This window comes from Mycolicibacter virginiensis, from assembly GCF_022374935.2.
GTDB classification, from domain to species: Bacteria; Actinomycetota; Actinomycetes; order Mycobacteriales; family Mycobacteriaceae; genus Mycobacterium; species Mycobacterium virginiense.
Window position 1 is genome coordinate 4,763,266 of the sequence record NZ_CP092430.2, and the last position, 26,184, is coordinate 4,789,449.

General features: G+C 67.4%; 29 protein-coding genes and 1 pseudogene. 19 read left to right on the forward strand and 11 right to left on the reverse strand.

Translation table 11 applies throughout. From position 1 onward, the window contains the following. The first annotated feature begins 61 nt into the window (after positions 1–61). Both MJO54_RS22630 and MJO54_RS22635 read left to right on the forward strand, forming a co-directional pair. Complete coding sequence (locus tag MJO54_RS22630) at positions 62–535, forward strand: DUF2834 domain-containing protein (RefSeq protein WP_046286026.1); 474 nt, start codon at positions 62–64, stop codon at positions 533–535. 68 nt (positions 536–603) lie between these two features. Further along, positions 604–1,164, forward strand: a complete 561-nt coding sequence (locus tag MJO54_RS22635) for a TetR/AcrR family transcriptional regulator (RefSeq protein WP_046286025.1) — start codon at positions 604–606, stop codon at positions 1,162–1,164. 4 nt (positions 1,165–1,168) lie between these two features. Here MJO54_RS22635 and MJO54_RS22640 read toward each other — a convergent pair whose 3' ends face one another. Genes MJO54_RS22640 through MJO54_RS22660 form a run of 5 tightly spaced genes read right to left on the reverse strand, consistent with a single transcriptional unit; the run spans position 1,169 to position 5,553 of the window. Beyond that, positions 1,169–1,600, reverse strand: a complete 432-nt coding sequence (locus tag MJO54_RS22640; RefSeq protein WP_105295211.1) for a DUF5078 domain-containing protein — start codon at positions 1,598–1,600, stop codon at positions 1,169–1,171. Between the two features lie 23 nt (positions 1,601–1,623). Beyond that, positions 1,624–1,953 carry a DUF732 domain-containing protein gene (locus MJO54_RS22645; protein WP_046286023.1) on the reverse strand — a complete coding sequence of 110 codons (330 nt, stop codon included), beginning with the start codon at positions 1,951–1,953 and terminating at the stop codon, positions 1,624–1,626. After that, on the reverse strand, positions 1,953–4,898 hold the full coding sequence (locus MJO54_RS22650; protein ID WP_046286022.1) for an MMPL/RND family transporter: 2,946 nt from the start codon (positions 4,896–4,898) through the stop codon (positions 1,953–1,955). Before MJO54_RS22650 ends, MJO54_RS22645 begins: the two co-directional genes overlap by 1 nt. Beyond that, the gene (locus MJO54_RS22655) at positions 4,895–5,320 is read right to left on the reverse strand and encodes an MmpS family transport accessory protein (protein ID WP_064888881.1); all 426 of its coding nucleotides are present in this window, start codon (positions 5,318–5,320) and stop codon (positions 4,895–4,897) included. Before MJO54_RS22655 ends, MJO54_RS22650 begins: the two co-directional genes overlap by 4 nt. Beyond that, entirely contained in the window at positions 5,317–5,553 is a 237-nt protein-coding gene (locus MJO54_RS22660; RefSeq protein ID WP_131810394.1) for a hypothetical protein, read from the reverse strand. The genes MJO54_RS22655 and MJO54_RS22660 overlap by 4 nt, the downstream gene beginning before the upstream one ends. 151 nt (positions 5,554–5,704) lie before the next feature. Between MJO54_RS22660 and MJO54_RS22665 the strand changes: the two genes are divergently transcribed. Continuing rightward, positions 5,705–6,262 carry a TetR/AcrR family transcriptional regulator gene (locus MJO54_RS22665; RefSeq protein WP_105295209.1) on the forward strand — a complete coding sequence of 186 codons (558 nt, stop codon included), beginning with the start codon at positions 5,705–5,707 and terminating at the stop codon, positions 6,260–6,262. A 12-nt stretch (positions 6,263–6,274) separates the two neighbouring features. On the opposite strand, the gene serS is transcribed toward MJO54_RS22665, so the two are convergent. Then, entirely contained in the window at positions 6,275–7,537 is a 1,263-nt protein-coding gene (serS, locus tag MJO54_RS22670) for a serine--tRNA ligase (RefSeq protein ID WP_046286020.1), read from the reverse strand. A gap of 82 nt (positions 7,538–7,619) precedes the next feature. Between serS and MJO54_RS22675 the strand changes: the two genes are divergently transcribed. The 3 genes from MJO54_RS22675 to MJO54_RS22685 are packed head-to-tail and all read left to right on the forward strand — an operon-like array spanning position 7,620 to position 9,324. Continuing rightward, the gene (locus MJO54_RS22675; protein ID WP_233428676.1) at positions 7,620–8,729 is read left to right on the forward strand and encodes a septum formation family protein; all 1,110 of its coding nucleotides are present in this window, start codon (positions 7,620–7,622) and stop codon (positions 8,727–8,729) included. Beyond that, positions 8,726–9,076: a metallopeptidase family protein gene (locus tag MJO54_RS22680; protein WP_046286018.1), complete on the forward strand. Its 351-nt coding sequence runs from the start codon at positions 8,726–8,728 to the stop codon at positions 9,074–9,076. The genes MJO54_RS22675 and MJO54_RS22680 overlap by 4 nt, the downstream gene beginning before the upstream one ends. Positions 9,077–9,135: 59 nt before the next feature. Next, the gene (locus tag MJO54_RS22685) at positions 9,136–9,324 is read left to right on the forward strand and encodes a hypothetical protein (protein ID WP_046286027.1); all 189 of its coding nucleotides are present in this window, start codon (positions 9,136–9,138) and stop codon (positions 9,322–9,324) included. Between the two features lie 57 nt (positions 9,325–9,381). Here MJO54_RS22685 and MJO54_RS22690 read toward each other — a convergent pair whose 3' ends face one another. Together MJO54_RS22690 and pheA are read right to left on the reverse strand one after the other, a co-directional pair. After that, positions 9,382–10,071: a histidine phosphatase family protein gene (locus MJO54_RS22690; RefSeq protein WP_046286017.1), complete on the reverse strand. Its 690-nt coding sequence runs from the start codon at positions 10,069–10,071 to the stop codon at positions 9,382–9,384. Positions 10,072–10,103: 32 nt separating this feature from the next. Continuing rightward, a pseudogene (gene pheA, locus MJO54_RS22695) lies at positions 10,104–10,943 on the reverse strand (prephenate dehydratase); the annotation flags it as partial. Positions 10,944–11,075: 132 nt separating this feature from the next. Here pheA and MJO54_RS22700 point away from each other — a divergent pair. Then, on the forward strand, positions 11,076–11,915 hold the full coding sequence (locus tag MJO54_RS22700; protein WP_064888884.1) for a DUF2470 domain-containing protein: 840 nt from the start codon (positions 11,076–11,078) through the stop codon (positions 11,913–11,915). Positions 11,916–11,935: 20 nt separating this feature from the next. After that, positions 11,936–12,688: a CPBP family intramembrane glutamic endopeptidase gene (locus MJO54_RS22705; RefSeq protein WP_105295203.1), complete on the forward strand. Its 753-nt coding sequence runs from the start codon at positions 11,936–11,938 to the stop codon at positions 12,686–12,688. Positions 12,689–12,712: 24 nt separating this feature from the next. On the opposite strand, the gene MJO54_RS22710 is transcribed toward MJO54_RS22705, so the two are convergent. After that, entirely contained in the window at positions 12,713–14,962 is a 2,250-nt protein-coding gene (locus tag MJO54_RS22710; RefSeq protein WP_434006630.1) for a cellulase family glycosylhydrolase, read from the reverse strand. Positions 14,963–15,419: 457 nt separating this feature from the next. Here MJO54_RS22710 and MJO54_RS22715 point away from each other — a divergent pair, with 457 nt between their 5' ends. Together MJO54_RS22715 and MJO54_RS22720 are read left to right on the forward strand one after the other, a co-directional pair. Next, the gene (locus tag MJO54_RS22715) at positions 15,420–16,619 is read left to right on the forward strand and encodes an LCP family protein (protein ID WP_082108048.1); all 1,200 of its coding nucleotides are present in this window, start codon (positions 15,420–15,422) and stop codon (positions 16,617–16,619) included. Positions 16,620–16,745: 126 nt separating this feature from the next. Beyond that, positions 16,746–17,282, forward strand: a complete 537-nt coding sequence (locus MJO54_RS22720) for a ferritin (RefSeq protein WP_046282826.1) — start codon at positions 16,746–16,748, stop codon at positions 17,280–17,282. A gap of 16 nt (positions 17,283–17,298) precedes the next feature. On the opposite strand, the gene MJO54_RS22725 is transcribed toward MJO54_RS22720, so the two are convergent. Further along, on the reverse strand, positions 17,299–18,114 hold the full coding sequence (locus MJO54_RS22725; protein ID WP_046282827.1) for a glycerophosphodiester phosphodiesterase: 816 nt from the start codon (positions 18,112–18,114) through the stop codon (positions 17,299–17,301). Positions 18,115–18,118: 4 nt separating this feature from the next. Continuing rightward, the gene (locus MJO54_RS22730; protein WP_065152756.1) at positions 18,119–19,201 is read right to left on the reverse strand and encodes a DUF4328 domain-containing protein; all 1,083 of its coding nucleotides are present in this window, start codon (positions 19,199–19,201) and stop codon (positions 18,119–18,121) included. Positions 19,202–20,070: 869 nt separating this feature from the next. Between MJO54_RS22730 and MJO54_RS22735 the strand changes: the two genes are divergently transcribed. The 9 genes from MJO54_RS22735 to rraA all read left to right on the forward strand — a co-directional run bounded on the left by MJO54_RS22735 (position 20,071) and on the right by rraA (position 26,171). Continuing rightward, a complete protein-coding gene (locus tag MJO54_RS22735) occupies positions 20,071–20,691 on the forward strand; it encodes a superoxide dismutase (RefSeq protein WP_046282829.1) in 621 nt (206 codons plus the stop codon). A gap of 309 nt (positions 20,692–21,000) precedes the next feature. Continuing rightward, entirely contained in the window at positions 21,001–21,537 is a 537-nt protein-coding gene (locus MJO54_RS22740) for a hypothetical protein (protein ID WP_046282830.1), read from the forward strand. A gap of 203 nt (positions 21,538–21,740) precedes the next feature. Continuing rightward, complete coding sequence (locus tag MJO54_RS22745) at positions 21,741–22,430, forward strand: TMEM165/GDT1 family protein (protein WP_064888888.1); 690 nt, start codon at positions 21,741–21,743, stop codon at positions 22,428–22,430. A 341-nt stretch (positions 22,431–22,771) separates the two neighbouring features. Then, positions 22,772–23,170 carry a helix-turn-helix transcriptional regulator gene (locus MJO54_RS22750; RefSeq protein ID WP_046282832.1) on the forward strand — a complete coding sequence of 133 codons (399 nt, stop codon included), beginning with the start codon at positions 22,772–22,774 and terminating at the stop codon, positions 23,168–23,170. Positions 23,171–23,234: 64 nt separating this feature from the next. After that, positions 23,235–23,894 (forward strand): DUF6474 family protein, encoded by a 660-nt coding sequence (locus MJO54_RS22755; RefSeq protein ID WP_046282833.1) that lies wholly within the window; start codon positions 23,235–23,237, stop codon positions 23,892–23,894. Beyond that, complete coding sequence (locus MJO54_RS22760; protein WP_434085423.1) at positions 23,891–24,568, forward strand: YcnI family protein; 678 nt, start codon at positions 23,891–23,893, stop codon at positions 24,566–24,568. Before MJO54_RS22755 ends, MJO54_RS22760 begins: the two co-directional genes overlap by 4 nt. A 44-nt stretch (positions 24,569–24,612) precedes the next feature. After that, positions 24,613–25,101 carry a copper resistance CopC family protein gene (locus tag MJO54_RS22765; protein WP_082108052.1) on the forward strand — a complete coding sequence of 163 codons (489 nt, stop codon included), beginning with the start codon at positions 24,613–24,615 and terminating at the stop codon, positions 25,099–25,101. A gap of 102 nt (positions 25,102–25,203) precedes the next feature. Further along, positions 25,204–25,692 carry a hypothetical protein gene (locus tag MJO54_RS22770; RefSeq protein WP_046282836.1) on the forward strand — a complete coding sequence of 163 codons (489 nt, stop codon included), beginning with the start codon at positions 25,204–25,206 and terminating at the stop codon, positions 25,690–25,692. A 5-nt stretch (positions 25,693–25,697) separates the two neighbouring features. After that, positions 25,698–26,171: a ribonuclease E activity regulator RraA gene (rraA, locus tag MJO54_RS22775; RefSeq protein WP_046282837.1), complete on the forward strand. Its 474-nt coding sequence runs from the start codon at positions 25,698–25,700 to the stop codon at positions 26,169–26,171. Positions 26,172–26,184: the final 13 nt, after the last annotated feature.

Sequence of the window (26,184 nt, forward strand, 5' to 3'; positions counted from 1 at the left end):
GGCACGGCCGGCCAGAATGGCAATATTGACAAAACTCGCGGCGCATGGTGAGACTGACCGCATGATCTCGCTCATCGTGCATGCAGTGCTCGGCCTGGCGACTATCTGGTGGATCGTGGCGTCCAACCGCGCGGTCTTCGCGAAACCCGCTGGGGGTGTCGCTTTCTCACTTCTGGAGATCGTGTACTACGCGATCGGTATCGCTTCGATCGGGTTGGGTTGGTACTTCAACATCCGGTTCGTCCAGGAATACGCGCACGGCCCCAACCACAATCCGATTTGGGGGCCGGGCAGCTGGACGCAGTACATCCAGCTGATGTTCACCAACCCGGCCGCCGGCTCGGCCAGCCAGGACTACACGATCATCAACGTCGTGCTGCTGCCGCTGTTCACCATCGTCGACGGCTATCGCCGCGGGCTACGGCGACCGTGGCTCTACTTCGTGTCGAGTCTGTTCACCAGCTGCGCGTTCGCCTATGCCTTCTACTTCGCCACCATGGAGCGTCAGCACCGGCACGCCAAGGCTGCGGCCTAGCCGGGTCATTGCAGGACTGCCTCCAACCGCACCGCGATAGGCTGGCCGCGTCGAGGAGGAGGACTGTCGTGGCCAAGCCAGTGGCACCGCGCGGATCCGCGCGCGAGCGAGTGCTGCAGGCGGCGTTGGCCCTGTTCGTGGAGCACAGCGTGGGCGGTACGTCCATGCAGATGATCGCCGACCAGCTCGGCGTGAGTAAGCCGGCCGTCTACTACCAATTCCGGTCCCGAGACGACATCGTCATCGCCCTGGTGCAGCCGATGTTCGACGACATCGTCCGGGTCATCAAGATCGCTCAGGCCATGCCCACTCAGCAGGGCAAGCGGGACGTGATGGTCAGCGGCGTCGTCGAGCTCGCGGTGCGTTACCGCCGGCTCACCTTCCTGTTCTATGACCGCGCCGTGGAGCACGCCATACGTTCCCGCGAAGACTTTATGGCCGTCGGCGACGACGCCGCGGCGATCCTGCACGGTCCCGAACCGGACGCGACGGCCCGCGTCATCACCACGGTACTGATGGCGGGAACCTTCACCGCGGCAGCCGATCCGGAGCTCGAAGACATCGCCGACGAGGAGCTGCACGAGATCCTGCTGGACATCGCACGGGGCGTGGTACAACCGCTGACCTAGCGAGTCAGGTCCAGTTCCACACGCCCATGTCGGCAGCGGGGTACTGCTCGCACACGTCGGTGGTCCGGGCAGCGACGCCGTGGTTGTTGAAGAACAGCTTGGCCCAGTTCGGCCACGCGAAAGCGAGCTTCTCGTAGTAGATATCGGCGGCCAGGTTCTCCGAGTAGGCGCGCCGGCCCGAGTAATCCATGGAGTAGAACCAGTGAATCCGGTCCTGTACCGCCTCATGTACCTGCGGAGACTTGTTGTTGTAGTCGATCATGTAGCGCTCGTAGTAAACCGGCGCGACATCGCGGGCGGCCGCCATGATCTGCTCGGCGGTACAGCTGGTGTGCAGCATCCGGTTGGGAATCGGGAAGTTCTCCGTCGCATCCGCCGACGCGTTCCCCGCCGCGGCGATACCGGCCAGCAGCAGCAGCCCAGCGGAAACCCACATCGCGTTGTGCCACGGGTTGCGCTTCATCGGGTAACTCCAGCCTGTTCCAGAACGATCAACTTGTCGGGGCAGTAGGTGCTCAGCGCCGTGCCCACAAACTGCCAGGCCTGCTGGGAGCCAGCACCTTTGACGTTCTTGGCGACGAAGGACGCCGACTCGAAGGCGTCGTGGTCGACGTTGTTGGCCAAGCGTTTGCAGGTGAGCTTGCCGATCCAGGCGTTGTAGTCACGCGCCCCGTAGATCCCGTAGCCGTGCAACCGGCCGGCGAAATCGGTGTCGACATCGGCGTGCGCCGGTGCCGCGAGAAAGATCGCCGCCGACACACCTGCCAACACCACGACTCCGTACCTCATCACCAACCTCCCCGATGCGCTCCACCGCTGGACTCCACGAGCTCGTCGCTCGGGTTGCGCTGCAACGGCGCCGGCCAGGGAGAGGGCTTGGGCCGCAGCCGTGGTACCTGCGGCCACCAGAACCATTTGCCGAGCAGCGTCGCGATCGACGGCGTCATGAACGAGCGGATGATCAGGGTGTCGAGCAGTAGCCCCAAACCGATTGTGGTGCCGACCTGTCCGATCACACGCAGTTCACTGATCGCCATCGTCATCATCGTGAAGGCGAACACCAGTCCCGCGGCGGTGACCACCGACCCGCTGCCGCCCATCGCCCGGATCATGCCGGTATGCAGCCCGGCGTGGATCTCCTCTCGTAGGCGAGAAACCAGCAGCAGGTTGTAGTCGGCACCCACCGCCAACAGGATGATCACCGCCATCGCCATCACCATCCAGTGCACCTGCAGACCGATGATGTTCTGCCACAGCAACACCGACAGTCCGAAGGCGCTGCCCAGTGACACCACCACGGTGCCCACGATCACCAGCGCGGCAACCACGGCGCGGGTGATCACCAGCATGATGATGAAGATCAGGCACAGCGCCGCGACGCCGGCGATCATCAGGTCGTAGTTGGAACCCTCCTGCATGTCCTTGAACATCGCGGCGGTCCCACCGACGTAGATCTTCGAGCCCTCCCACGGGGTGGTCTTCATGGCTTCCTTGGCGGCAAGCTTGATCGCATCGATGTGCTTGATGCCCTCTGCGCTCAGTGGATCGCCCTCGTGGTTGACGATGAACCGCACGGCATGCCCGTCGGGCGAGACGAAACTCTTCATGCCGCGCTGGAACTCGGCGTTGTCGAAGATCTCCGGCGGCAGATAGAACGAGTCGTCGTTGCGGGCCTTGTCGAAGGCCTCCCCCATCGCCGCGGGATCCCCCTGGGCTTCCTGCGCCTGCTTGGCCAGTCCGCTCTGGGTGGCGTACATGGTCAGCATCATGGCCTTGGTGTTCTTCATCATCTGGATCATCGGCGGCATCAGCGTGAGCATCTGCGGCAGCTGCGCGGCCATCGCGTCCATGTCCGGGACGATCTGCTTGAAGTTGTCGGTCATGGTGTCCACGCCGTCCATGGCGTCGAAGACCGACCGCAGCGCGTGGCAGACCGGAATGTCGAAACAGTGTGGTTCCCAGTAGAAGTAGCTGCGCATCGGCCGGAAGAAGTCGTCGAAGTTGGCGATCTTGTCGCGTAGCTCTTCGATGTCGCCGACCATCAGGTGCATCTTGCCCACCATGCGGCCCATGGTGGCGTTCATCTCCTCCATGAGCTCGATCATCTTTGTCATGGTGTCGATGTTGACCTGCATCTCCTCGGCCTGGGCCAACATCTCGGCGGTGCGGTCATCGTTGAACTTGCGGGTCATGTCCTGGCTGACAGCCTGCATGCCGAGCATGTAGCCGAAGGTGGAGTGCTCCATCGGAATGCCCTGTGGCCGGGTGATGGACATGACCCGGGACACTCCCTCTACCCCGGTGACTCGCTTGGCGATTCGCTCGATCACCAGAAAGTCCGCCGAGTTTCGGATGTCATGGTCTGTTTCAATCATGAGCATCTCGGGGTTCATCCGCGCGGACGGAAAGTGCCGATCGGAGGCCAGGAAGCCCTGATTGGCCGGTAGATCCGCGGGCATGTAGGCGCGGTCGTTGTAGCCGGGCTTGTACCCGGGCAGCGCGAGGATACCGACCATGGCTGCTGCGGTGGCGGCGATCAGAATCGGCCCCGGCCAACGGCTTACCGCCGCGCCGATCTTCCGCCAGCCGCGCCCCCGGTTGGCCCGCTTGGGCTCCAGCAGGGAGCCGAACCGACCGGCCACCGCGATGACGGCCGACCCCATCGTCAGCGAGGTGATGACCACGACCGTCATGCCGATCCCCAGCGGAATCCCCAGCGACTGGAAGTAGGGCAGCCGGGTGAAGTGCAGGCACAAGGTGGCGCCCGCAATGGTCATGCCCGAGCCGAGCACCACATGGGCGGTGCTGCGAAACATGGTGTAGTACGCCTGTTCCCGGTCTTCACCGGCGCTGCGGGCTTCTTGATATCGGCCGATCAGGAAGATCGCGTAGTCGGTGGCTGCCGCGATCGCCAGCGTCACCAACAGGCTGGTGGCGAACGGCGAAAGCCCGATCAGCCCGTGATAGCCCAGGAATGCCACGATGCCCCGGGCCGACGCCAGGCCGGTCACCACCATCGCCAGCGCCAGCGCCACGGTGGTGATGGATCGGTAGACCGCCAGCATCATGGTGATGATGACCACGAAGGTCAGCGACTCGATCACGTGCATGCTGCGGGTGCCGGCCTTGTCCTGATCAGCTGCCAGCGCCGCGCCGCCGGTCACATACGCCTTCACTCCCGGTGGCGCGGTGACACTGTCGACTACTTGGTTGACCGCTTTGACCGATTCGTTGGCCAGCGCCTCGCCCTGGTTACCCGCGGTATAGATCTGCACGTATGCGGCTTTGCCGTCTGGGCTCTGGGCTCCCGCGGCGGTCAGGCGATCACCCCAGAAGTCCTGGATGTGTTCGACGTGGGTGGTGTCGGCCTTCAGTTTGTCGATGATCTGGTCGTAGTAGTGGTGGGCGTCGGCGCCCAGCGGCTCGTCGCCCTCGAGGACCAGCATGACCGAGCTGTTGGAGGTGAACTCCTTGAACACCTCGCCCTGACGTTTGACCGCGATCATCGACGGTGCCTCGTCCGGGGTCATCTGGACCGCGGCCATCTCGGCGACCTTCTCCAGCTGGGGAACGGTCACGTTCGCCAGGACGATGATCGCGATCCAGCCGAGCATGATCGGAATAGCCAGCCGCCGAATCCATTTGGCAATCCGGCCGGGCTTGGCGTGGTCAGCGACAGCGGGGATGACCTCGGTCGGCGACTCGGGGGGGAAGTTGTGCGTGGAAGTGCTCATGCAGATTTCACCAAGCAGAAGGTCAGGGCGCTGACGCCGGTGGCGGTTCTCTCGTCTTTGAGCTCGTTGTCGATGCTGATGCGACAACCCAGGGTGGAGCCTTTGCCCTGGGCGTAGAGGTTCGGCGATACCGCCGACAACGTGGTGCTCAGGGTCACCGACCAGGGCAGCGTCGCGGCGTCGACACGCTGCGGTTTGCTGTCGAGGTCGAGGTAGCTGATGTCGGCAGTCGCGCCGGGTTCACCGAAGACCTCATAGGTGACGACCTTCGGGTTGTACGGCTTAGTGTCGTCGACCTTGGTGCTGATCAGGCGGGAGTTGTCGCCCCCGAAGTAGGTGCGTACCCGCAAGACGGTCAGCGTCCCGAGCGCCACCACCACCACGATGAGCAGCGGCATCCACGCCCGCCGCAGCGCCTTCATCGAACAGACCCAGTCGTGGCGGTGGCCTTGGTGACCACCACTAGGACGTGGGTGTCGGCCGCGAACCGATTCGCCGTGGCACCCAGTTCGGCGATCGCATCGAACAACGGGTGGTCGCCGGCCACGATCTCCGGCGCGTCAACCACATACGCGGTGACGCCCGGGGACATCTGGCCAGCGCCGGACGTGGCCGGTTCAGGCCGAGAAAGCCTGTGCACCTGTGGGTTCAGCATCAGCGACGCCCCTTTCAGCCCAGATCTGAGGTTAAGCGTGACGGAAGGTCAAGTTATACGATCAGTAAAGTAGAATCAAGCGATCGATCAGCAAAACTGTGCGACGTGGCTCACGCCCGTGAGCGGTCGACCGGAGCAGGGAGGCATGGGAGTGGCGAAGACGGTGGCGCCGCGGGGTTTCGCGCGGGAGCGCGTATTAGAGGCCGCGCAAGGGCTGTTCGCCGAGCATGGGGTGAGCGGCACATCGCTGCAGATGATCGCCGACCGATTGGGTGTCAATAAATCGGCGGTGTACTACCAATTCCACTGCAAAGACGACATCGTCGTTGCGGTGTTCCGTCCGGTGTTCGAGGACATCGCCCGGGTGGTCACCATCGCCGAGGCCATCGGCTCCCGCGAGGTCCAGCGCGAGGCCACTATCAGCGGCATCATCGAACTGGCGGTCCGCCACCGGCGCACCACGGCCCTGGTCCACACCGATCCCGCTGTGGTGGGGGTCGTCGAGGCCATCGGAGAATTCCGGGACGCCTCGCGCCGGTTGCAGTCCATCCTGGCGGGACCACAGCCCGACCCCGCCACACTCATCGCGATCGCTGTCCTGGTGCCCGGAATTCTCGGCGCAGCAGCCGATCCCGTGGTTTCGGACATTCCCAACGAGGAACTGCACCGGATGCTGCTGGACTGCTCGCGGCGGCTCTTCGCCGCCTGACGCGGCCGCGGATCAGGAGGCGGCGGGCTCCAGCACGTCCACGCCGACGTAGGGCACCAGCGCCTGCGGCACCCGGACGCTGCCGTCGGGCTGCTGGTGGTTCTCCAGGATCGCCACCAGCCACCGGGTGGTGGCCAGGGTGCCGTTGAGGGTGGCCGCGGTCTGCGGCTTGCCGTTCTCGTCGCGGTAACGCGTCGCCAGCCTGCGGGCCTGGAAGGTGGTGCAGTTCGACGTCGACGTCAGCTCCCGGTAGGTGCCTTGGGAGGGCACCCACGCTTCACAGTCGAATTTGCGGGCCGCCGAGGACCCGAGATCGCCCGCGGCGACGTCGATCACCCGGTAGGGCACCTCGATACGGGCCAGCATCTCGCGCTGCCAGCCGAGCAGTCGGTCGTGTTCGGCTTCGGCGTCCTCGGGCCGGCAGTAGACGAACCCCTCGACCTTGTCGAACTGGTGCACCCGGATGATGCCGCGGGTGTCCTTGCCGTAGCTGCCGGCCTCCCGGCGGAAACACGACGACCAACCGGCGTAGCGCAGCGGTCCGCCCGACAGGTCGAGAATCTCGTCGGAGTGGTAGCCCGCCAGCGGCACCTCGGAGGTGCCCACCAGATATAGGTCGTCGGCTTCGAGTCGATAAACCTCGTCGGCGTGCGCACCCAGGAATCCGGTGCCGGACATGACTTCGGGGCGAACCAGCGACGGGGTGATCATCGGGGTGAACCCGTTGTCGACGGCCAGCCGCACGGCCAGCTGCAACAGACCCAGCTGCAGCAGCGCGCCGCGACCGGTCAGGAAGTAGAACCGCGAACCGGAGACCTTGGCTCCGCGGCCCATGTCGATCAGGCCCAGCGCCTCACCGAGCTCGAGATGGTCCCGCGGGTTCTCGATGGCCGGTGGCTCACCGACCACGTCGAGCACCGCAAAGTCGTCTTCACCACCCGGGGGCACTCCGTCGATCACCACGTTGGCGATCGCCATGTGCGCGGCCGTGAACGCCGTCTCGGCCGCTCCTTGGGCGGTCTCGGCGGCCTTGACCTGCTCGGCCAGCTCCTTGGCCCGCGCCAGCAGGGCGGGGCGCTCCTCGGGTGAGGCCGCTCCGACCGACCGGCTGGCGGTCTTCTGTTCGGCTCGCATCGAGTCCGCGGCCGCGATGGCGGCGCGACGTGCGGTGTCGGCGGCCAGCAGGGCGTCCACCAGGGCCGGGTCCTCGCCGCGACCCACCTGGGAGCGGCGGACACGGTCGGGATCTTCACGCAGCAGCTTCAGGTCGATCACGGCAAAACCCTACAACCTGGCCGGCTGCATCACTTTCGCATCATTTGTCACGCGCTCGCGGCTGCCTGTCAGAATGGACGCGATGTCAGAGGCAGCCGACCAGGAGAATCCACCCGCCAAGCGGGTGTCTTGGCGACGCACGCTCCAGGCCGCCCCGACGCGCCGCGCCCTGTTGCTGACCGCGCTGGGCGGGCTGCTGATTGCCGGCCTGATCACCGTGGTGCCCGTCCTCGGCGAGGGCCCCGGCGGGTTGCTGGGCCATCTGAACGCCGAGCCGGCACCGGGCGCGGGCGGCAAAGGCGCCGGTCCGGGACTGGGGCTGGGCACGGTCAAGGGCAACGAGGCGATCGACCACGCTGTCGCCGGCGACTGCCTGAACTGGCCGGAGAACGACTTGGACGGGGCGACGATCGTCAGCTGCGCCGACGAGCACAAGTTCGAGGTGGCCGGCCCGGTGGACATGAAGATGTTCCCGGGCGCCGAATACGGTCCCGATGCCCCGCCGCCGTCGATGGCCCGCATCGAGCAGATCACCCAGGAACAATGCGAGTCGTCGGTGCGCCGCTATCTCGGCGCCAAGTTCGACCCGCACAGCAAGTTCGTGGCCAGCATGCTGTGGGCCGGCGAACGCGCGTGGCGCCAGCACGGTGAGCGCCGGATGTTGTGTGGCCTGCAACTGCCGGGCGTGGGCGGCCAGCAGACCGCGTTCGTCGGCAAGATCGCCGACATCGACCAGTCCAAGGTCTGGCCGCCCGGCACCTGCCTGGGCATCGATCCGGCCACCAACCAGCCCAACGACGTTCCGGTCGACTGCGCGGCACCGCATACCAAGGAAGTCACCGGCACGGTCAACCTGGCCGAACGGTTCCCCGACGCATTACCGCCGGAGCCCGAGCAGGATGCGTTCATCAAGGAGTCCTGCACCCGGCTCACCGACGCCTACCTGGATCCGGTGCAGCTGCGCGACACGACGCTGACGTTGACCTACGCCACGGTCTCCCTGCCCAGCTGGTCGGCGGGCAGCCGCGAGGTGGCCTGTAGCCTCGGCGCCACTCTGGGCAACGGCGGCTGGGCGGCGCTGATCAACAGTGCCCGCGGATCGCTGCTCATCAACGGCCAGCCCCCGATCCCGCCGCCGTCGATCCCCGCGGAGCGGCTGAACCAACTGCCCACCGGTAGCCAGCCGCGGTGAGTGTCCAGATGGACCCGCGCCGGTTCGACGACCTCGTGTCCGACGCGCTGGACCTGATTCCGCCCGAGCTGGCTGCCGCCTTCGACAACGTCGTGATCCTGGTGGCCGACCGCAACGCCGAGGAACCCGACCTGCTCGGCCTCTATGAAGGGGTGGCGCTGACCGAGCGCGATTCGAGCTATGCCGGGTCGTTGCCGGACACCATCACCATCTACCGAGAAGCGCTGCTGGAGATGTGCGAGTCCGACGACGAGGTGGTCGACGAGGTCCGGATCACGGTGATCCACGAGATCGCCCATCACTTCGGTATCGACGACGACCGGTTGCACGAACTGGGCTGGAGCTGATGGCACCCGACGCGGCGCGCCGGATCCACCTTGTCGGCGCTCGGTGCTATGAACGATCCATGGATGACCACTGCCGAGACTGCCGGGCGGGGCTGGAGCACTGCCACGGCACACTCATCCACCACGTACAGCAGGCCACGGAGTGCACCGAGGACGGCTGCCCCGGCGAGGTGCTGCCGCACTCATTCGCCCTGGATTGCGAAGCGGTCGGGTGCCGCTGCGCGCAGGTGTACGCGCTGGCGGTCTGACCCGACGCGGCGACCCGCAGCGCCCGGCTTCGCAAGCTCCGCCGCGCTTGCGATCGCCTAGCCCATCGGGTCGGTGTCGGACCGCAACGCGTCGCCGACCGGGTCCGGGTGCGGTTCGGGATAGAACGGCGGCGTCAGCGAGCCCCACTGCACGCAGCTCCATCGGCCGTCGGTGATCGGGGCCAGCACCACGGCAGTGGCGTTCTCCAGATGGTTGTCCAGCACGAAACTGCCGTCCACACCCGCCAGCGTCGCCGCCGCCAGCCGGATCGCCGCGCCATGGCTGACCACGACGATGTCCCCGGTCCAGTCGTCGTCGTCGAGGTAACGCAGCCGCAGGTCGGTGACGACCGGCAGGTAGCGATCGAGCACCTGTTCGGCCGATTCTCCGCCGGGCAATGCGACTCCTGGCTCGCCGGAGTGCCATCGCTGATAGATCGCGTTGAACTCGGCGATCGCATCGTCGTCGCTGCGGTTCTCCAGCGAGCCGGCCTGCACCTCGTGAATGCCTTCCAGGGCGCGGGCGGTCAGGCCGAGCCGGCCGCTGATCTCGGCAGCGGTCTGAACCGCGCGGGTAGCCACCGAGTGGGCGACCAGCATTGGACGGTGGATGCCTTCGGCGGCGAAAGCCCTGGCTTGGTCGCGGCCCAGCGGGGTCAGCTCCGATCCCGGCGGGCGGGTGTCGAGTCGACGGTCGACGTTGCCGTAAGACTGGCCGTGGCGCAGCAACACCAGCCGCCCGCTCATGACACCACCCCGCATCGACCTGCGGGCTCGATAGGCCAGGAGCCCAGGTAGCGGACGTCGGCGCAGCTGCGTCGCAGGGCCTGCAGTGCCTCGGCGACGGCTTCGTCGTCGATGTGTCCGACGCAGTCCAGGAAGAACAGATAGGTGCCCAGCTCGGTGCGGGTCGGGCGCGACTCGATACGAGTCAGATCGATACTGCGACTTCCGAACTCGGCCAGTGCTGCCGCCAAGGCCCCCGGCGCGTTGTCGAGGCGCAACACTACCGACGTCCGGTCGGCGCCGGTGCGGGCCGTCGGTGGCGCCGGGGTACCCACCAGCACGAAGCGCGTGCGGGCATTGGGTTCGTCGATGACACCCTCGGCCAGCGCAACCAACCCGCGCTGCTGGGCAGCTAGCGCCGTGCTCACGCCGGCGTCCACCTCACCGTCGTAGACCTGCTGTGCCGCAGCGGCATTGGAGTTGGCCGGCACGGTGTGGGCCCCGGGCAGGTGCTCGGCCAGCCAGCGCCGCACCTGTGCGCCCGCCACCGGGTGGGCGGCCACAGTGCGAATTGCCGCCTCACCGCGACCCGGCGCGACGACGATCGAGAACGAGACGTCCAGGGCGGTTTCGGCGAATATCTGCAGCGGCGACCCGACCGCGAGTCCGTCCAGAGTGGGTGTCACCCCGCCCTCGATCGAGTTCTCGATCGGCACACACGCGTAGTCGGCCGCGCCGGTGCGTACCGCCTCGAGTGCTGCCGGCGTGCTCTCGGCCGGCACCGGTTGAAGGTCCTGAACGTCACAGCCGGGAACCCGTCCGGCGCCGTTCAACGCGAGCAGCGCCGCTTCGGTGAAGGTCCCCGCCGGGCCGAGATAGCTGATGCGGGTCACCGGACAACCCTATCGGCCGCGGCCCGACAGCGCGCTCACCGGCGGCACGAGCGGGCGGTGATTCCGCAATTCCTGTTGCGTCCACCCGAGTCATTAATTAAGTTAGGCTTACCTCACTTCGAAAGGTGATCGATGGCCACGACTACAGCAGCACCCGTCCCGACGTCCGCCGAGCGGATTCGCAGCGCCTGCATCCGCGGTCAAGCCCTCCTAGCGATCGCCGACGCCGCCGACGCCGCCCCGGTCAACGCACCGGTCTGCCACCTGCTGCGGGACGGATCTCTGGTGGTCGCGGTTCCCGTCGAAGACCCGGTCGCGCAGGCCGCGGCCGACTCCGGGGTGCAGGCGATGCTCGAGCTGACCGATCACGCACCGTTGCGGCTGCGCGAACGCGTGCGTGCGCTGGCGTGGATCCGGGGGCTGTTGCGCCCGGTGCCCGACCGCGAGATCCCGATACTTCTGGACCGGATCGCGGCGGTGGACCCCAACCCTGCTCTGCTCCAGGTCGTCTCGCCGCGCTCGGCGTCGCACTCCCGCGATATGGCTGCACCGGAGGGCAGCGACGCCGACGTCGACTACGCGCTGCTACGGCTGACGCCCGAGTCGGCGGTGCTGGCCGACGCCACCGGAGCCGAAGCGGTCGACGTGCACGAGCTGCTGGCAGCCCGACCCGACCCGTTCTGCGCAATCGAGGCGCATTGGCTACAGCACCTCGACTCGGCGCACCCCGATATGGTCGCCCGGCTCGCCGCCGCGAAGCTGCCGCCGCAGCTGCGCCGCGGACAGGCTCGCCCGCTTGCCGTGGATCGCTACGGCATGTGGTTGCGGGTGGAAGCACCCGACGGTGACCGCGACGTGCGCCTGAGCTTCCCGCAGCCAGTAAACGATGTGCTGAGTCTGAACCGGGCGGTACGCGCACTGATGGGTTGCCCATTTCTCAACGGGCTGCAGGCCCGGCGTCAGGAGCAGTAGCAGGTCGCTACCGTGACGAGGTGACCGAGCGCCAGAACCCGCGACACGCGCTGCGCCTGGAGATCATCCTGGTTCTGGCGGTCACTTACGGCCTGAGCGCCGTCACCGCGATTCTGCAGCTCGCCGACGCGGTGCTGCGCGACCTCAGCGCCCAGCGGATCGCCCTCAACCCTCGCCGGTCTTATTTCGACCTGATCGACCTCGGTCTCAACGCCGCCTGGGCGGTGCAACTGATCGCCTGGGGCGCACTGGCGTTGTACCTGCTGTGGCGCAGCGGTTTCGGACCCGCCCGCATCGGGCTGTATGGGCGACCCCGCCGAACCGACCTGGCCGGCGCACTCGGCCTGGCCGCCCTGATCGGGCTGCCCGGCCTGGGCCTGTATGTGCTGGCGCGAACCCTGGGCCTCAATGCCGACGTCATTCCCGCCGCGATCAACGACACCTGGTGGCGCGCTCCGATGCTGATCGTGATCGCGTTCGCCAACGGGTTCGCCGAGGAAGTGATCGTGGTCGGCTACCTGCTGACCCGGCTACCCCAGCTGGGGGTGTCGCCGCGGGTGGCGCTGGCCTGTTCAGCCCTGCTGCGCGGCGCCTACCACCTCTATCAAGGCTTCGGAGCCGGCCTCGGCAACATCGCGATGGGCCTGGTGTTCGGCTATACCTGGCAGCGCAGCAGGCGGCTGTGGCCGCTGATCCTGGCGCACGGCCTGATCGACACCGTGGCCTTCGTCGGGTACGCACTGTTCGCCGACAAGCTGGGGTGGCTGCGCTGACCGCTACGGCGGCCCGCGCAGGCCTCAGCCCGCGGCCCGGGTCACCGTGACGGTGATGGTGCCGGCGCCGGCGTTGGATTCGATGACCAACACCGAGGCGTTGTCCGCCGAGACGACCTGCCCGCCGGTGACGCTCACCTGGTAGCCGTCCGGGAACTGGATGTCCGGGATCGAGATCCGGGTCTCCGACCCGGCGTCGAAGCTGCCCCCGCCACCAGCCATCGCCGTGGAGTAGCTGAAGGAGAAGACCCCGTTCTCGAACGACCAGCTGTTCGGGATTCCGGCGATCACCTGGGGGTAGGGCTGGGCCAGCGTCGCCACAATGGCCTCGTTCACGTTGTCGCCGGTCGGCGGCACGCTGGGGTCGTGCACCAGCGAGCCCGTGTCGTTGTAGCCCCAGTACAGCCAGCCGAACTTGTGCGGGTTGATCGAGTTCAGCTGGCTGGCGATGGTGTCGGTGTTGCCGGTGGCGCCGAACTCGGTGACCACGCCCGGAACGCCGTAGCGGTCGACGTAGCGCTGGGCGTTCTCCATCATCATCCCGTCCCAGAGCGAGCAACCGGCGGAACTGCCAGCGCCCAGGGCGTCGAAGATGCAGTAGTCATGGAACGAGAACACGGCGTTGTCGTCGTCGACCCCGCCCATGTTGATTCCCGCGGTGGCATTGCCGAACAGCACGTTCGGCTCGTAGTACACCGTGGTGTTCGGATCGACCGACCGGATCGCCGAGATCACCTGGTCGTAGAACGGCGTCAGCGACTGGTTGTCGAAGTGCGAGTTGCCGAGCAGGCTGCCCAGCCACGACGAGCCGGCCCACGGCTCGTTCATGATCTCGTAGCCGGCCACGCCGGGCGTGCCAGCCATATAGTCGGCGACGGTCTGCCACATCCGGGCGTAGTAGTTCTGCAGCCCGATACCGTCCACCTTCTCGTTGGCCCAGAACGCATCCCAGGCCTGGTTCTGCGCCGGGTTGAGTGCGTAGGCGAACGGGAACGGCTGGGTGGTGTCGTTGTCGTCCGGGTTGAACATCGTCGCCCAGTCCGGCGCGCCGTGCCCACCGATCTCCACACCGTAGAGGTCCTGGTGCATGTCGAGGATGCTCACGATGCCGTGCGACTTGAGGATCGCGATGGTCTCCCGGACCGAATCGAGGTAGGCCCAGTTGTACACCCCCGGCTGGGGTTCAATCTGGTCCCAGTACAGGCCCACCCGTACCGCGGTGAATCCGTTGGCGGCCAGGAACGCCGCATCATCGGCGCCGAAACCGTCGCCGCCGGGCGTGAACGGCGGCGACTTGTACACCTGATTGACGCCCTGCAGGATGACGACTCGTCCGTCGTTGTCGACGATCCAGCCGCCGGCGGTGCTGAGTTCGGCCGGTCCCTTCTCCGGGGCCCCGTCCAGCGTGCCGAAGTGGCCAACCGCGCCATGGGTGCCCAGCGAGCCGGCAAGGCCGCCGGCCCCGCCCAGGGCGGGCAGATCCCCCTGGCCCAGGTAGACGCCGTCGCCGCCGTCACCGCCGGCGCCACCGCCGCCGAACCAAATCGACCCGTTACCGCCGTCACCGCCGTTGCCACCCAGATGGGTGCCGTCGCCGCCGTCGCCGCCCGCGCCACCGATACCAAGCATCCACCCGCGTCCGTCGCCACCGGCCCCACCGATGCCGCCGTTGACGCCGTCGCCACCGGCCCCGCCGGCGCCACCGATGCCCATGTACCACCCGCCGACTCCACCGGCACCACCGCTGCCGCCTTCGCCGCCTTCGCCGCCGGCGCCACCGTTACCGAAGAACCCGGCCGATCCCCCGGCACCACCGGTGCCACCGACCTCGGTGTTGTCCCAGCCGGCGCCACCGTCACCGAACAACCAGCCGCCCGCACCGCCGGCAACGTGCTCCGCCGTACCGTCCGCACCATCGCCGATCATCAGGCCCAGCCCCAGCGCCCCACTGAGTTGGTTGAAACCGTCCACGACCGGCGCCAGCAACGAGCTGCTGACCAGGCTGTCGATTCCGGTGTACAGCGGGTTGTAGACCCAGTTCTGGACCAACGCCGCAACGTCCGGGTGCAGCAGGCTGTCCAGGTCCCAGGACCCAGCTGCCGACCCGGCCAGCAAGCCGTCCCAGTTCGCTGCGGAGGCAAACGCGTCCCATGCCGCCGGGCTGAACACTGCGTCCCAGTCCAAGCCGCCGGTGGTCGTATCCACAAACGGTGCCAGTACCTGGTCGAAGATGTCCTCGAAGCCCTCGGCGGACGCCACGGGGGCTGGTGCCAACGGCATTACCCCAAATGCCAGAAACGCGCCCACTGCCGTACCCAGCCCGGCGACCCGGCGGTTCAGCGAGGCTCGACGCAGGAGAGACGAAGCTGGGAACGCCGCATCAACCCGGCGATTCAGCGAGGCTCGACGCAGGAGAGACGAAGCTGGGACCGCCGCATCAACCCGGCGATTCAGCGAGGCTCGACGCAGGAGAGACGAAGCTGGGACCGCCGCATCAACCCGGCGGTTCCGCTTCGTGCTGCACTGACGAGTCATCTGCGGGTAGACCTCTCTTCGTGTTCGCGGGCGGCGACTGACGTTGGTCAAGATAACGATTTCTTCGGAAGATTACTAATAATGCCTGAGAAAAATGCGGAAATTGGGCAATAAGCTGGGAAGGTCCGCCGTTCATCGCACAGCTGGACCGACCACCGAGATCGCCCCGACGCCGTTCGATACGTAGATTGGGCAGGTGAACGGCGATCGCGGGCCGGGCCAGCCCTGGCACCTTCCACCGCCGCTGCGTCGTGAACCGCCGCCGATGCTGTACCGCGCTCCCCACGGCCGGCCGGTCTCGCCGCCGCAGGCCGTCCGGCGGCCGATCCCCTACCCCACGCCGCGTGCCTACTCGACTCCTCCACCCGCACCACCGCCGCCCGCGCCGCGCCCACCGGTCACGCGCCCACCCGCCTCACGTCCGTCCACCTCACGCCGGCGGCGATCCTGGCCGCGCCGACTGGCGGTACTCGCCCTGCTGGTGGCCTTGCTCGCCACCGCGTCCCTGGTGGGGGCCGCGGCCTGGCTCGACACCGCGCTGCAGCGGACTGCGGCGTTCGCCGGTTACGCCGACCGTCCGACGCCGGGCCGCGGGACGACGTGGCTGCTAGTCGGTTCGGACAGCCGCGCCGATCTCACACTCCAGGAGCAGCAGAACCTGAGCACCGGCGGGAACATCGGCAATGGACGCACCGACACGGTGCTGCTCGTACACCTCCCCAGCCCGGGATCCGAGTCGACGGCCACAATGGTGTCGCTGCCGCGCGACTCCTACGTCACGATCCCCGGCTACGGCAAAGACAAGATCAACGCCGCGTACACCCTCGGCGGGGCTCCGCTTTTGACCCGGACGGTGGAGCAGGCCACCGGCCTGCGACTGGACCACTATGTCGAGATCGGATTCGGCGGGTTCGCCTCGCTCGTCGACGCCCTCGGCGGCGTCACCTTGTGCCCGGACGAACCGATCGACGACCCGCTGGCCGGGCTGAATCTGCCGGCCGGCTGCCAGCAGCTCTCCGGCGCGGCCGCGCTCGGCTACGTGCGTAGTCGGGCCACGCCGCGCGCCGATCTGGACCGGATGGCCCACCAGCGACTGTTCCTGTCGGCGCTGCTGGCCCGCATCGCCGCTCCGACCGTCTGGCTCAATCCGCTGCGCTGGTACACCGTGCCGCACGCTGCTGCACACGCGGTGACCCTGGACGACAGCTCCGGCGTCATTGACCTGGCGGCCCTGGGCTGGGCGTTGCATGGCACCACCACCACGCTGACCGTGCCGATCGGCGAGTTCCTCCGGACCGATGTCGGCGACGCCGTGGTCTGGAACCATGCCGAGGCCGCCCGGCTATTCGAGGCATTGCGCCGCGATACACCACCCCCGTCGAGCGCCGATAATTGAGTCGAACCTAATTACCACGCGCGATTACGCAATTTCAGCCTACCCTATCTTTACTTAGGCAATGCTGACCTGAGTAAGCCTCGCCTTGGATGCAAACCCACTCTGACCAGGGGTAGCATCGCGTTCATGATCGAGAACGACAGCCACAAGACGAAATTCCACGCACTTCTTCAAGAGCAGATCTATCACGAATTTACCGCGGCACAGCAATATGTCGCGGTCGCGGTTTATTTCGACGGCGAGGATTTGCCGCAATTGGCCAAGTTCTTTTACGCCCAGGCCGTCGAGGAACGTAACCACGCGATGATGCTGGTGCAATACCTGCTCGACCGGGACATCCGCGTCGAGATTCCCGGCGTCGACGCGGTGCGCAACCACTTCGACGCCCCGCGGGATGCACTGGCGCTGACGCTGGAGCAGGAGCGGACCGTCACCGAGCAGATCAGCCGGCTCACCAGCGCCGCGCGCGACGAGGGCGACTACCTCGGCGAGCAATTCATGCAGTGGTTCCTGCGCGAACAGGTCGAGGAGGTGGCCGTGATGACCCGGCTGCTGCGGGTTGCCGACCGCGCCGGGCACAACCTGTTCGAATTGGAGACCTTCCTCGCACGCGAGATCACGGTCGGCCAAGAGGCCGGCGCGCCGCGTATCGCCGGCGGGTAAACCCCTCGCCCGCCGATCAGCCCGCCCGCAACCGCGCCTTGGTTCGGGCGGGCTGATTTGTCGCAATCCACGCGACCCCGACATCCCTACAGAAGTCGACGTCTTCATTGCGGTCGACGGTCCAGCAATACAGCGCGCGACCCCGTACGGCGGCCTGGTCCACCAACTCGGGATGTTCCCGCAGCGTCTCGATCGACGGACCGATCGCCGTGGCACCGACCGTCGTCGCCGCACCGCCACCCAGATAGCGCGCGCCTGATCCGAGCAGAACCGTCGGCAGCAGGGGCGCGGCCCGGCGAATCCGCCACACCGCCGCCGCCGAGAATGACATGACCACGGCACGCGACCGCGAGGCCGACGCCGGCGCGGCGAGCCCGAATCGGTGCAGCAACGCGAGCACCTCACGCTCAACCATCGAGCCGTATCGCACCGGATGCTTGGTCTCGATGAAGATCTTCACCGGCCGGTGCCAGTCCAGAACCAGCGCAACCAGTGCATCGAGGGTGAGCAGGCCGGTGTCGCCGATATCGGCACCGTCCGCTGAGCCGGTTTGCCCGTTACGGTGCCACGCGCCGTAGTCGAGGCGCTGCAGCTGCGACAGCGTCATCTCGCTGACCACCCCGGCCCCGCTGGAGGTGCGATCCACCCGGCGGTCGTGCACGCAGACCAGGTGGCCGTCACTGGTTAGCCGCACATCGCACTCGACACCATCCGCCCCCTCCTGCAGCGCCAAGTCATAGGCGGCCAGGGTGTGTTCCGGGCGATCGATAGACGCACCCCGGTGCGCGACCACGAACGGGTGTTCCGAGACGACATCGCCGGCCGGGGTCATGGGCTTATGCTGCCGGTTCCCGTCCGTCGGACTCAAGAGCCGGGGCCGTACCTTCGTCCGGCTTCGGCGCGGCGGCCGGAGCCGGCGGCGGTGCAGCGGCGGTATCGCGCCCATCGCCCACCACCACCCAGTGGTGGGCGGGCCGGCCCATCGATCGCCGTTCGAATCCCTCAACCACCCGCGCCGCCGTCACCACGGCTGCCAGTCCGAGGAGGTACGCCACCACGGTCGCAACCATGTTATTGGCAATGCCCTGGGCCCCGTCGGCCCAGCTGGTGGCGGTAGCGAAGATCGCGACGGCCGTGCTGGCTGCCCACACGGCCCACCACACCACGATGGGCTTGCGCAATCGGTCCAGCCGGTCCTCGCGCTTGGCCAGCTCCATGACAAACACCGGCGCCCAGGCCAGGTTGACCACCGGCACCAGGCAACCGGCCCACACCGCCCAGGCGGGGCGGGTCTCGGGCAGATGCAACCGAGCGAAGGCCACCGAACGACGGGCGAGCAGCCACCGGGTCAGCACGATGGCACAGCTGACCACTGCAGCGATCGCGGCCAGCCCGGCCAGCCGGCCCAACCACACCGCGCCACCGGCGATCAGCGGATTCAACAGCATGGTGCGATTGACGATCATCAGCACATAGATCAAGGCATGCACCAGGGCCGCGACGCTCAGCGCGGCGACCGCGGCAGCCAGTGTCTTCTCCAGCGCGCGCGCCGTAGGTGCCTGCCGCTCCCCCGGTTTCGACTGTGCCGCAGCCCGAATCGGCCCGCCCATTAGGGTCCAGCGGGGCATCACCGAATAACGCGGGGTGGGTCCCAGCGGGCGCCGTGCCGGCGACTGCGGAGGCGGCGGGCCTGGCCGCACCGCGATCCAGCGATAACCGGGCCCCGGCCGCGGCGGCACCTGCCCGGGTGCTGCCGGTGGTGCCGGTGGTGCCGGTGGCCCAGGTTGGGTCCACTGCAACTCGGCTTCTTGCTCGGGTGTCAGCGGCGCCCACAGCGCACCGTTGCAGCGTGGACACCAGGCCCGCTGCTGGTCACGCACGTTCCACCGCGTCTTGCAGCGGGAACACACCTGGATCACCGCACCAGCCTAGCGGCGACCGCAAGGTCGGCGGAGGCGACCGCAGGCGGGTCGACCCCATTAACACCGCGGCGACCGCAAGGTCGGCCCGGTCGCGGCCAGAGCCCTCGGCGATCGGCGACGCAGACGCCCTGTGCGGCCCGGTCGTGACCCGGCAGCTACCACCGGCTATCCACAGTTTCCACAGGTTTATCCACACACCGATCGACAGCCGCACGGGGCGTGATGTGCTTTTTACATGCCAACAGACGCATCGGTTGTGGATAACGCAGCGTCGTCGAAGCGAACCGACTAACAGCGTCGAGCGAAATCGCTTGATCGGCTAAGCAGCCGCCTGCCGCCCGTAGTTGACAGCCCGGAGGACCCGGAACGTATCAGTGCAGGTAAGTCGGGTTATCCAGATGAATTTTTCCACCGGGCGGACAAAGCGCTATGATCGCCGTCACAGAACGGATGTGATGCGCCTCACGGGGGTGGGCGCACGGTGAAGTTGGGGGCAACACAGATGACGGCACGGCCGATCGGACCCGGTCCAGTCGCAGCGGCGTCGGGCTGGCATACGGGATCGTCCACTTACAAGCGCGCCTATCTGCTGGCGTCGCTGCGCGCCGGAGTTATCGCCCTTGTGCTGCTGTCTTTCCTGGTTGTGCTCGTCCTGACCTGAACCTCAGCCTGAGCATTGCGATCGGCCGATGTCGCGCGCCAGCTCCACGTGTTTGTTGCGGTACACCGGGCGTTGGAGCAATGTGGGTGAAGGTGGCCCCATCACGCCGCGACCGCGGTGTAGTGGGGTGCCGCTAGACCGTCAACGCCTGTCGACAATGATCAACGGTGATTGACACCGGATCAGTACCGAAGGAAGGAACCCCGTGGCCGACTACACCTTGCCGGACTTGGACTGGGATTACGGAGCCCTTGAGCCGCACATCTCGGGCCAGATCAACGAACTGCACCACAGCAAGCACCACGCCGCCTACGTTTCCGGCGCCAACTCCGCACTGGAGAAGCTCGCCGAGGCTCGGGCCAACGACGACCACGGCGCGATCTTCTTGAACGAGAAGAACCTGGCGTTCCACCTTGGCGGTCACGTCAACCACTCGATCTGGTGGAAGAACTTGTCCCCCAACGGCGGTGACAAGCCGACGGGCGAACTGGCCGCGGCCATCGACGACGCGTTCGGATCGTTCGACAAGTTCCGTGCGCAGTTCACGGCGGCCGCCAACGGCCTGCAGGGTTCGGGCTGGGCGGTGCTCGGCTACGACACCCTGGGCGGGAAGCTGCTGACCTTCCAGCTCTACGACCAGCAGGCCAACGTGCCGCTGGGCATCATCCCGCTGCTGCAGGTCGACATGTGGGAGCACGCTTTCTACCTGCAGTACAAGAACGTCAAGGCCGACTACGTCAAGGCGTTCTGGAATGTCGTCAACTGGGCCGACGTGCAGTCGCGTTTCGCGGCTGCCACCTCGAAGACTTCGGGGCTGATCTTCTAGCCGGACCGCCGGCCTGGGTGGGGCGTCGCGCCGTTGGCGCGGCGCCCCACTGTTTTATACGGCGGTTCCAGCTTCGCCTCTCCTCCCTCGAGCCTCGCTAAACCGCCGGGTTATACGGCGATTCCAGCGTCGCCTCTCCTCCCTCGAGCCTCGCTAAACCGCCGGGTTTTTTCACCGTTTCGTTATCCGCCGCCTCGCCGTGTCACCTTGAATCCGCTTGGCGGGTGCCGCATGCTGCCAAACAACCCACCCGCTGAAATGCGAGCAGGCGAATCAGCCAACAAGCCAAAATGTCGCGGAGGGTGCGCGATGGAGACGACAGGTTCCGGCCGGGCGATTGAAGTCGCCCCGTTTCACTCCCGTGGCGAGCTTCGCGGATTCGTAGTTTTCGGCCGCTGGCCGGACTCGACCAAGGAATGGGCACAACTGCTCAGCATCACCGTCCGAGTCGCTTCGATGCCCGGATTGCTGCCCACCACAACAGTGTTCGGCACGCACGAGGAACTGCCCGACAATCCCGGTCCGGGCACCGTCGGATTGCTACTGGCCGAGGGCACTATCGCCGGCGAATCGGCGATCGCCCCGGGGTACTTCGCCGGCCGCCAGCCCTCCGCGCTGCTGATGCTGCACCCGCCGTCGGAGACCGTTCCCTCGCTGCCCGAATGCCGCGGCGCGGCATCGGGATGCATTTTGCTGCCCGGCCTGCCCTACCTGGGCTTGGAGCATCGCGCGGCCTGGGTCGAAGCCGAGTCCGACGGCACCGTCACCTCGATGGTGAGCCGAGTCGGCGTTGACCCGGTCAGCCACCCCGATACCGCGGTACTGGCCATGCTGCTTGCCGCATAAAGCATTTCGCGCTGAATTCTCCCGTTGCCGGATCGTCGGGGTTGATTCGGCAGTCCCGGCTTCGCCTCGCCTCTGCCGACCCTGCGGGCCAACTCCGGCGACCCTTGCCGAACCACCGAGTTCGGCCCGCCGAAATTCCCTGTCGGCTAGCGGCCGGGCCGCGGAGTCACTAGCCTCGGCAGCTGACGAAAGGGCGTCCCCGCATGCTTGCCGCCATGCTGATCAGCCTGGGCGTGGTCTTCCTCGCCGAGCTCGGCGACAAGTCGCAACTGATCACCATGACGTACGCGCTGCGGCATCGCTGGTGGGTGGTTCTCGGCGGGGTGGCTATCGCGGCTTTCGCCATCCATGGCATCTCGGTGACGGTGGGGCACTTTCTCGGGCTGACACTGCCCGCCCGTCCGATCGCCGCCGTCGCCGGTGTTGCCTTCATCGGTTTCGCGGCATGGACGTGGCGCGAGGGAACCACCTCCGCACCTGGGGATACCGCCGTCCGCGAACCTCGATTCGCACTGTTCGCGGTGGTGTCCTCGGTGCTGTTGGCCGAGCTCGGGGACAAGACGATGCTGGCGACGGTTGCGCTGGCCAGTGACCGCAACTGGCTGGGCGTGTGGTTGGGCGCGACGATCGGAATGGTGCTCGCCGACGCTGTCGCGATCGCGGTCGGGACGGTGTTGCACCGGCGGTTGCCCGAACACTTGCTCCATGCCGCGGCAGGACTGCTCTTCCTGGCGTGCGGCTTGTGGATTCTCTTCGATGAGGCGCTGGGCTGGCGACCGGTGGCCATCGCCTCGGTTGCGGGATTGGTCTCGGTGGCAGTGGGGTCAGCGCTGTGGCGGGCTTCGCTCCGCTGTTCCGGACAGACCGCCGGAGACGATTCCACCACTCGGTAGCAAATCCCGCCGACAGCCCAACACACGGTGGAAACTTCACTTCGCCGGAGTGGCTTCCAGCAGCGAGGACTAACAGACCGGCGTTGGTGGATCTCTTCGTTCGTCGTTGCCGACGCAATTGTGCTTGGTACGACACGAAAATCGGGCCACAGCGGTCTCTACGGAGAGCCGAATGAACTGCACCAAGCCCGATCTCGTGCTTCAAGATCGAACTCGCTACGGAAACACCCTTGGTTGTGTCGGTAACTATCGCTACGATGATCAGCAAATCATCAGGCGCTACCGCTTCCCCCTCGCGGAGCGCCTGTCGGCCGCCTGCCTACCCCCTGGAGGTCCTATAGATGAGCGCGACGTTCGCTGTCCGCTTGAATCGCCTTTTCGATGTGGTCTATCCACCCGGCCGCGGACCGCATACGTCCGCCGAGGTAATTGCCGCACTCAAAGCGGAGGGCGTCACGATGTCGGCCCCCTACCTTTCCCAGTTGCGCTCGGGGAATCGGACGAACCCGTCCAGCGCCACCATGGCCGCGCTGGCCAACTTCTTCCGGATCAAGCCGGCGTTCTTCACCGACGACGACTACTACGCCAAGCTCGACGCCGAGTTGTCATGGCTGGACAGCGTCCGCGACGCCGGAGTACGGCGCATCGCGACCCACGCTGTCGGGCTCTCGCCGGAGGCCCAGGAGGACGTCCTGGCCCGCATCGACGAGCTTCGTCGCAAGGAGCACCTCAGCGCCTGAGGCGTCGGCGCCGCGATTAGGGTGGCTTGATCGGTTCCAGCGAGACACCGGGGAGGCGGCCGCGATGGGCCTGTTCAGAAAACGCAAGAGCCGCGCGACCCGGCGTGCCGAAGCACGGGCGCTGAAGGCCGGCGCCAAGCTTGAGGCGCGATTGGCCGCCAAGGGTGAGGCGAAACGCTTCAGGGCCAGCCAGCGCGCGGATGCGCGTGCGCTGAAGGCTCAGATCAAGTCGGACCGCAACCGCGACCGCACCGCACGCAAGGCCGCCGAGAGCCAGCTCAAAGCCGCCCGCGACGGCCGGATCCTTTCGCCGGCCCGCGTCCGGCGCACGCTGGTGGTCACCCGAATGCTGGCGCCGGTCGTTGTGCCGCTGGTGTACCGGGCCGCGATGGCCGTGCGCGGCCTGATCGACGAGCAGCGCGCGGCCCGGCTCGGAGTGCCGCTGGCCCGCGTCGGCGAGTTCTCCGGAAATGGCGCCCGGCTCTCGGCGCGAATCGCCGGGGCAGAGAAGACCCTGCGCCTGGTGCAAGAGCGCAAGCCCAAGGACTCCGAAACCAAGCAGTTCGTCGCGGCGATCACCGATCGGCTGTCGGACCTGTCGACGGCGGTGACTGCCATCGAGACCATGCCGGGAGATCGTCGCCGAGTGGCCTCCGCCTCGATCAGCGACCAGCTCGATGGAATCGACGCCGATCTGATGGCTCGGCTGGGGCTGCCGTCATGAGCGCCCCGATGCGCGCCACGGCGCTGGCCGCGGCGATCACCGCAGCTTCCGTCGTCGGCGCCACGCCCGCTTGGGCGCATGTGCACGCCAGCAGCCCCGGCGCGGTGCGCGGCGGGGTTGCGATGGTCACTTTCGAGGTTCCCAACGAGTCACCGAACGGTTCTGCCACAACGGAACTCACCGTAACGCTGCCCGATGTGGCCTCGGCTCGCACGGAAACCAAGCCCGGCTGGACCGCACGCCTGGACCGCGACCCCAAATCCGGGGCGGTGCATTCGGTGACCTGGACCGCCACTGCCGGCGCGGGTATCGGCGCCGACCAGTTCGGACTGTTCCGGATCGCAATGCGACTGCCCGACGCAGAAACAGTGAACTTCCCGTCAGCACAGCGGTACGCCGACGGCACCGAGGTGCGCTGGGACGAGACTCCTCCACCCGGCGGCGGTGAGGCGCCGCACCCGGTGCCCATGCTGCAGCTGGGGACCGGGCCCGCGTCGGCGACCGAACACCATGCCCAGCACCCGGAGCCGGCCGTGTCCGCCGGCCCGGCGCCCGAGGCGGGTTCCGAGGCCGGCGAGCATCACGGCGACAATGCGGCGCGGCTGCTCGGCGGCGCCGCACTGCTGGTCGCGGCTCTGGCTGCCACGATCGCCCTGGGCAGGCGGCGCGCGTGAGGCGGGCGTTGCGCGGCGCGCTGGCGGGGCTGTTCCTGCTGGGGATGCTGTTCGCGGCCACCGGCGTGGCCGCCGCGCACGCCGTGCTGGTGTCGTCGGACCCGGCACGCGACGCGGAACTGGCGCGCGGCCCAGAGCGCGTCAGCGCCACCTTCAACGAGCAGCTGCAGTCCGACTTCGCGGCCATGACGGTGGTGGGTCCCGACGGGCACCTGTGGTCCACCGGGGACACCCGGGTGGACGGCGCAGTCGCCAGTGTCGCGGTGCGTCCGCTGGGCCCCACCGGCACCTACACGGTCCACTATCGGGTCACCTCCGCCGACGGGCATGTGGTGTCCGGTTCGTGGCCATTCCAGCTGACGGTGGCCGGCACCGGGGAGCCCGGCCCCGCGGTCACCGACCGTACCGACGCCGCACCCGCCATACCGCGCCGCTACGCCGACCCCCAGGGTGACCTGCCGATTTGGCCGTTCGTCGCCGGTGCGGTGGTGCTCGTCGGGATCGGTCTGTGGTTCAACCGGCCTCGATCCTGACTTTCGGCCAGCGGTCGCCGCTGGCAGATGCTGGCATGATGGGAACGTTGCCGGTGACGCCGAGTTGATCTGAGACGAGAACCCCGCCAGAGGAGCTGCCGTATGACCGAACCGCAAGGCCAGCCCGACCACGAAGCCGCGGCTTCGCCCGAGCCGGTTACGCCGGCGGCAGCTGACCTGCCGGCCGAGCCGCCGGCTCCAGCACCGCAGAAGACTCCCGCGAAGAAGGCACCCGCCAAGAAGGCACCGGCGAAAAAGGCGCCCGCCAAGGCCGCTAAGAAGGCCCCGGCCAAGGCCGCCAAGAAAGCACCCGCGAAGAAGGCGCCCGCCAAGAGCACCCCCGCGGCGCCCACCCCGGCCCCGCCGGTTCCCACCCCGCCCGCGGTCGCCGCCAACGGCTCGGGCCACCTCGCTGAGGGCGCCAAGGAAACCGCTGCCCAGGCGAAGTCGACGGTGGACTCGGCCCGCAACCCGCTGAGCACGCCGGTGCCCTCGGCACGACGTTCGCCCGGCCCGCTGCTGGCCGCCGGAATTCTCGGCGTGTTCGCACTGCTGCTGCTTCGCCGGCTGCGGCGCGCACGCCGGGGCTGACCGGCGTGACGGCGCGCTTCCGGCCCACCGCCGACCTGGTCGACGAGATCGGCCCCGACGTACGCAGCTGCGACGTTCAGTTCCGCCAACTCGGTGGCCGCACGGAGTTCGCCGGTCGCATCAGTACGGTGCGCTGCTTCCAGGACAACGCGCTGCTCAAATCGGTGCTTTCTGAGCCTGGCGACGGCGGGGTTCTGGTGATCGATGGCGGCGGCTCGCTGCACACCGCACTGGTCGGTGACGTCATCGCCGAGCTGGCGCGTAGCAACGGCTGGGCAGGGCTGATCGTGCACGGCGCGGTGCGCGACGCCTCGACCCTGCGCACCCTCGACATCGGCATCAAGGCGCTGGGCACCAATCCCCGCAAGAGCAGCAAGACCGGCGCCGGTGAGCGTGACGTCGTCGTCGAGTTCGGCGGCACCGCCTTTGTGCCCGGCGCGACCGCCCACAGCGACGACGACGGCATCGTTGTCGTCTAGGACGGGCACACCG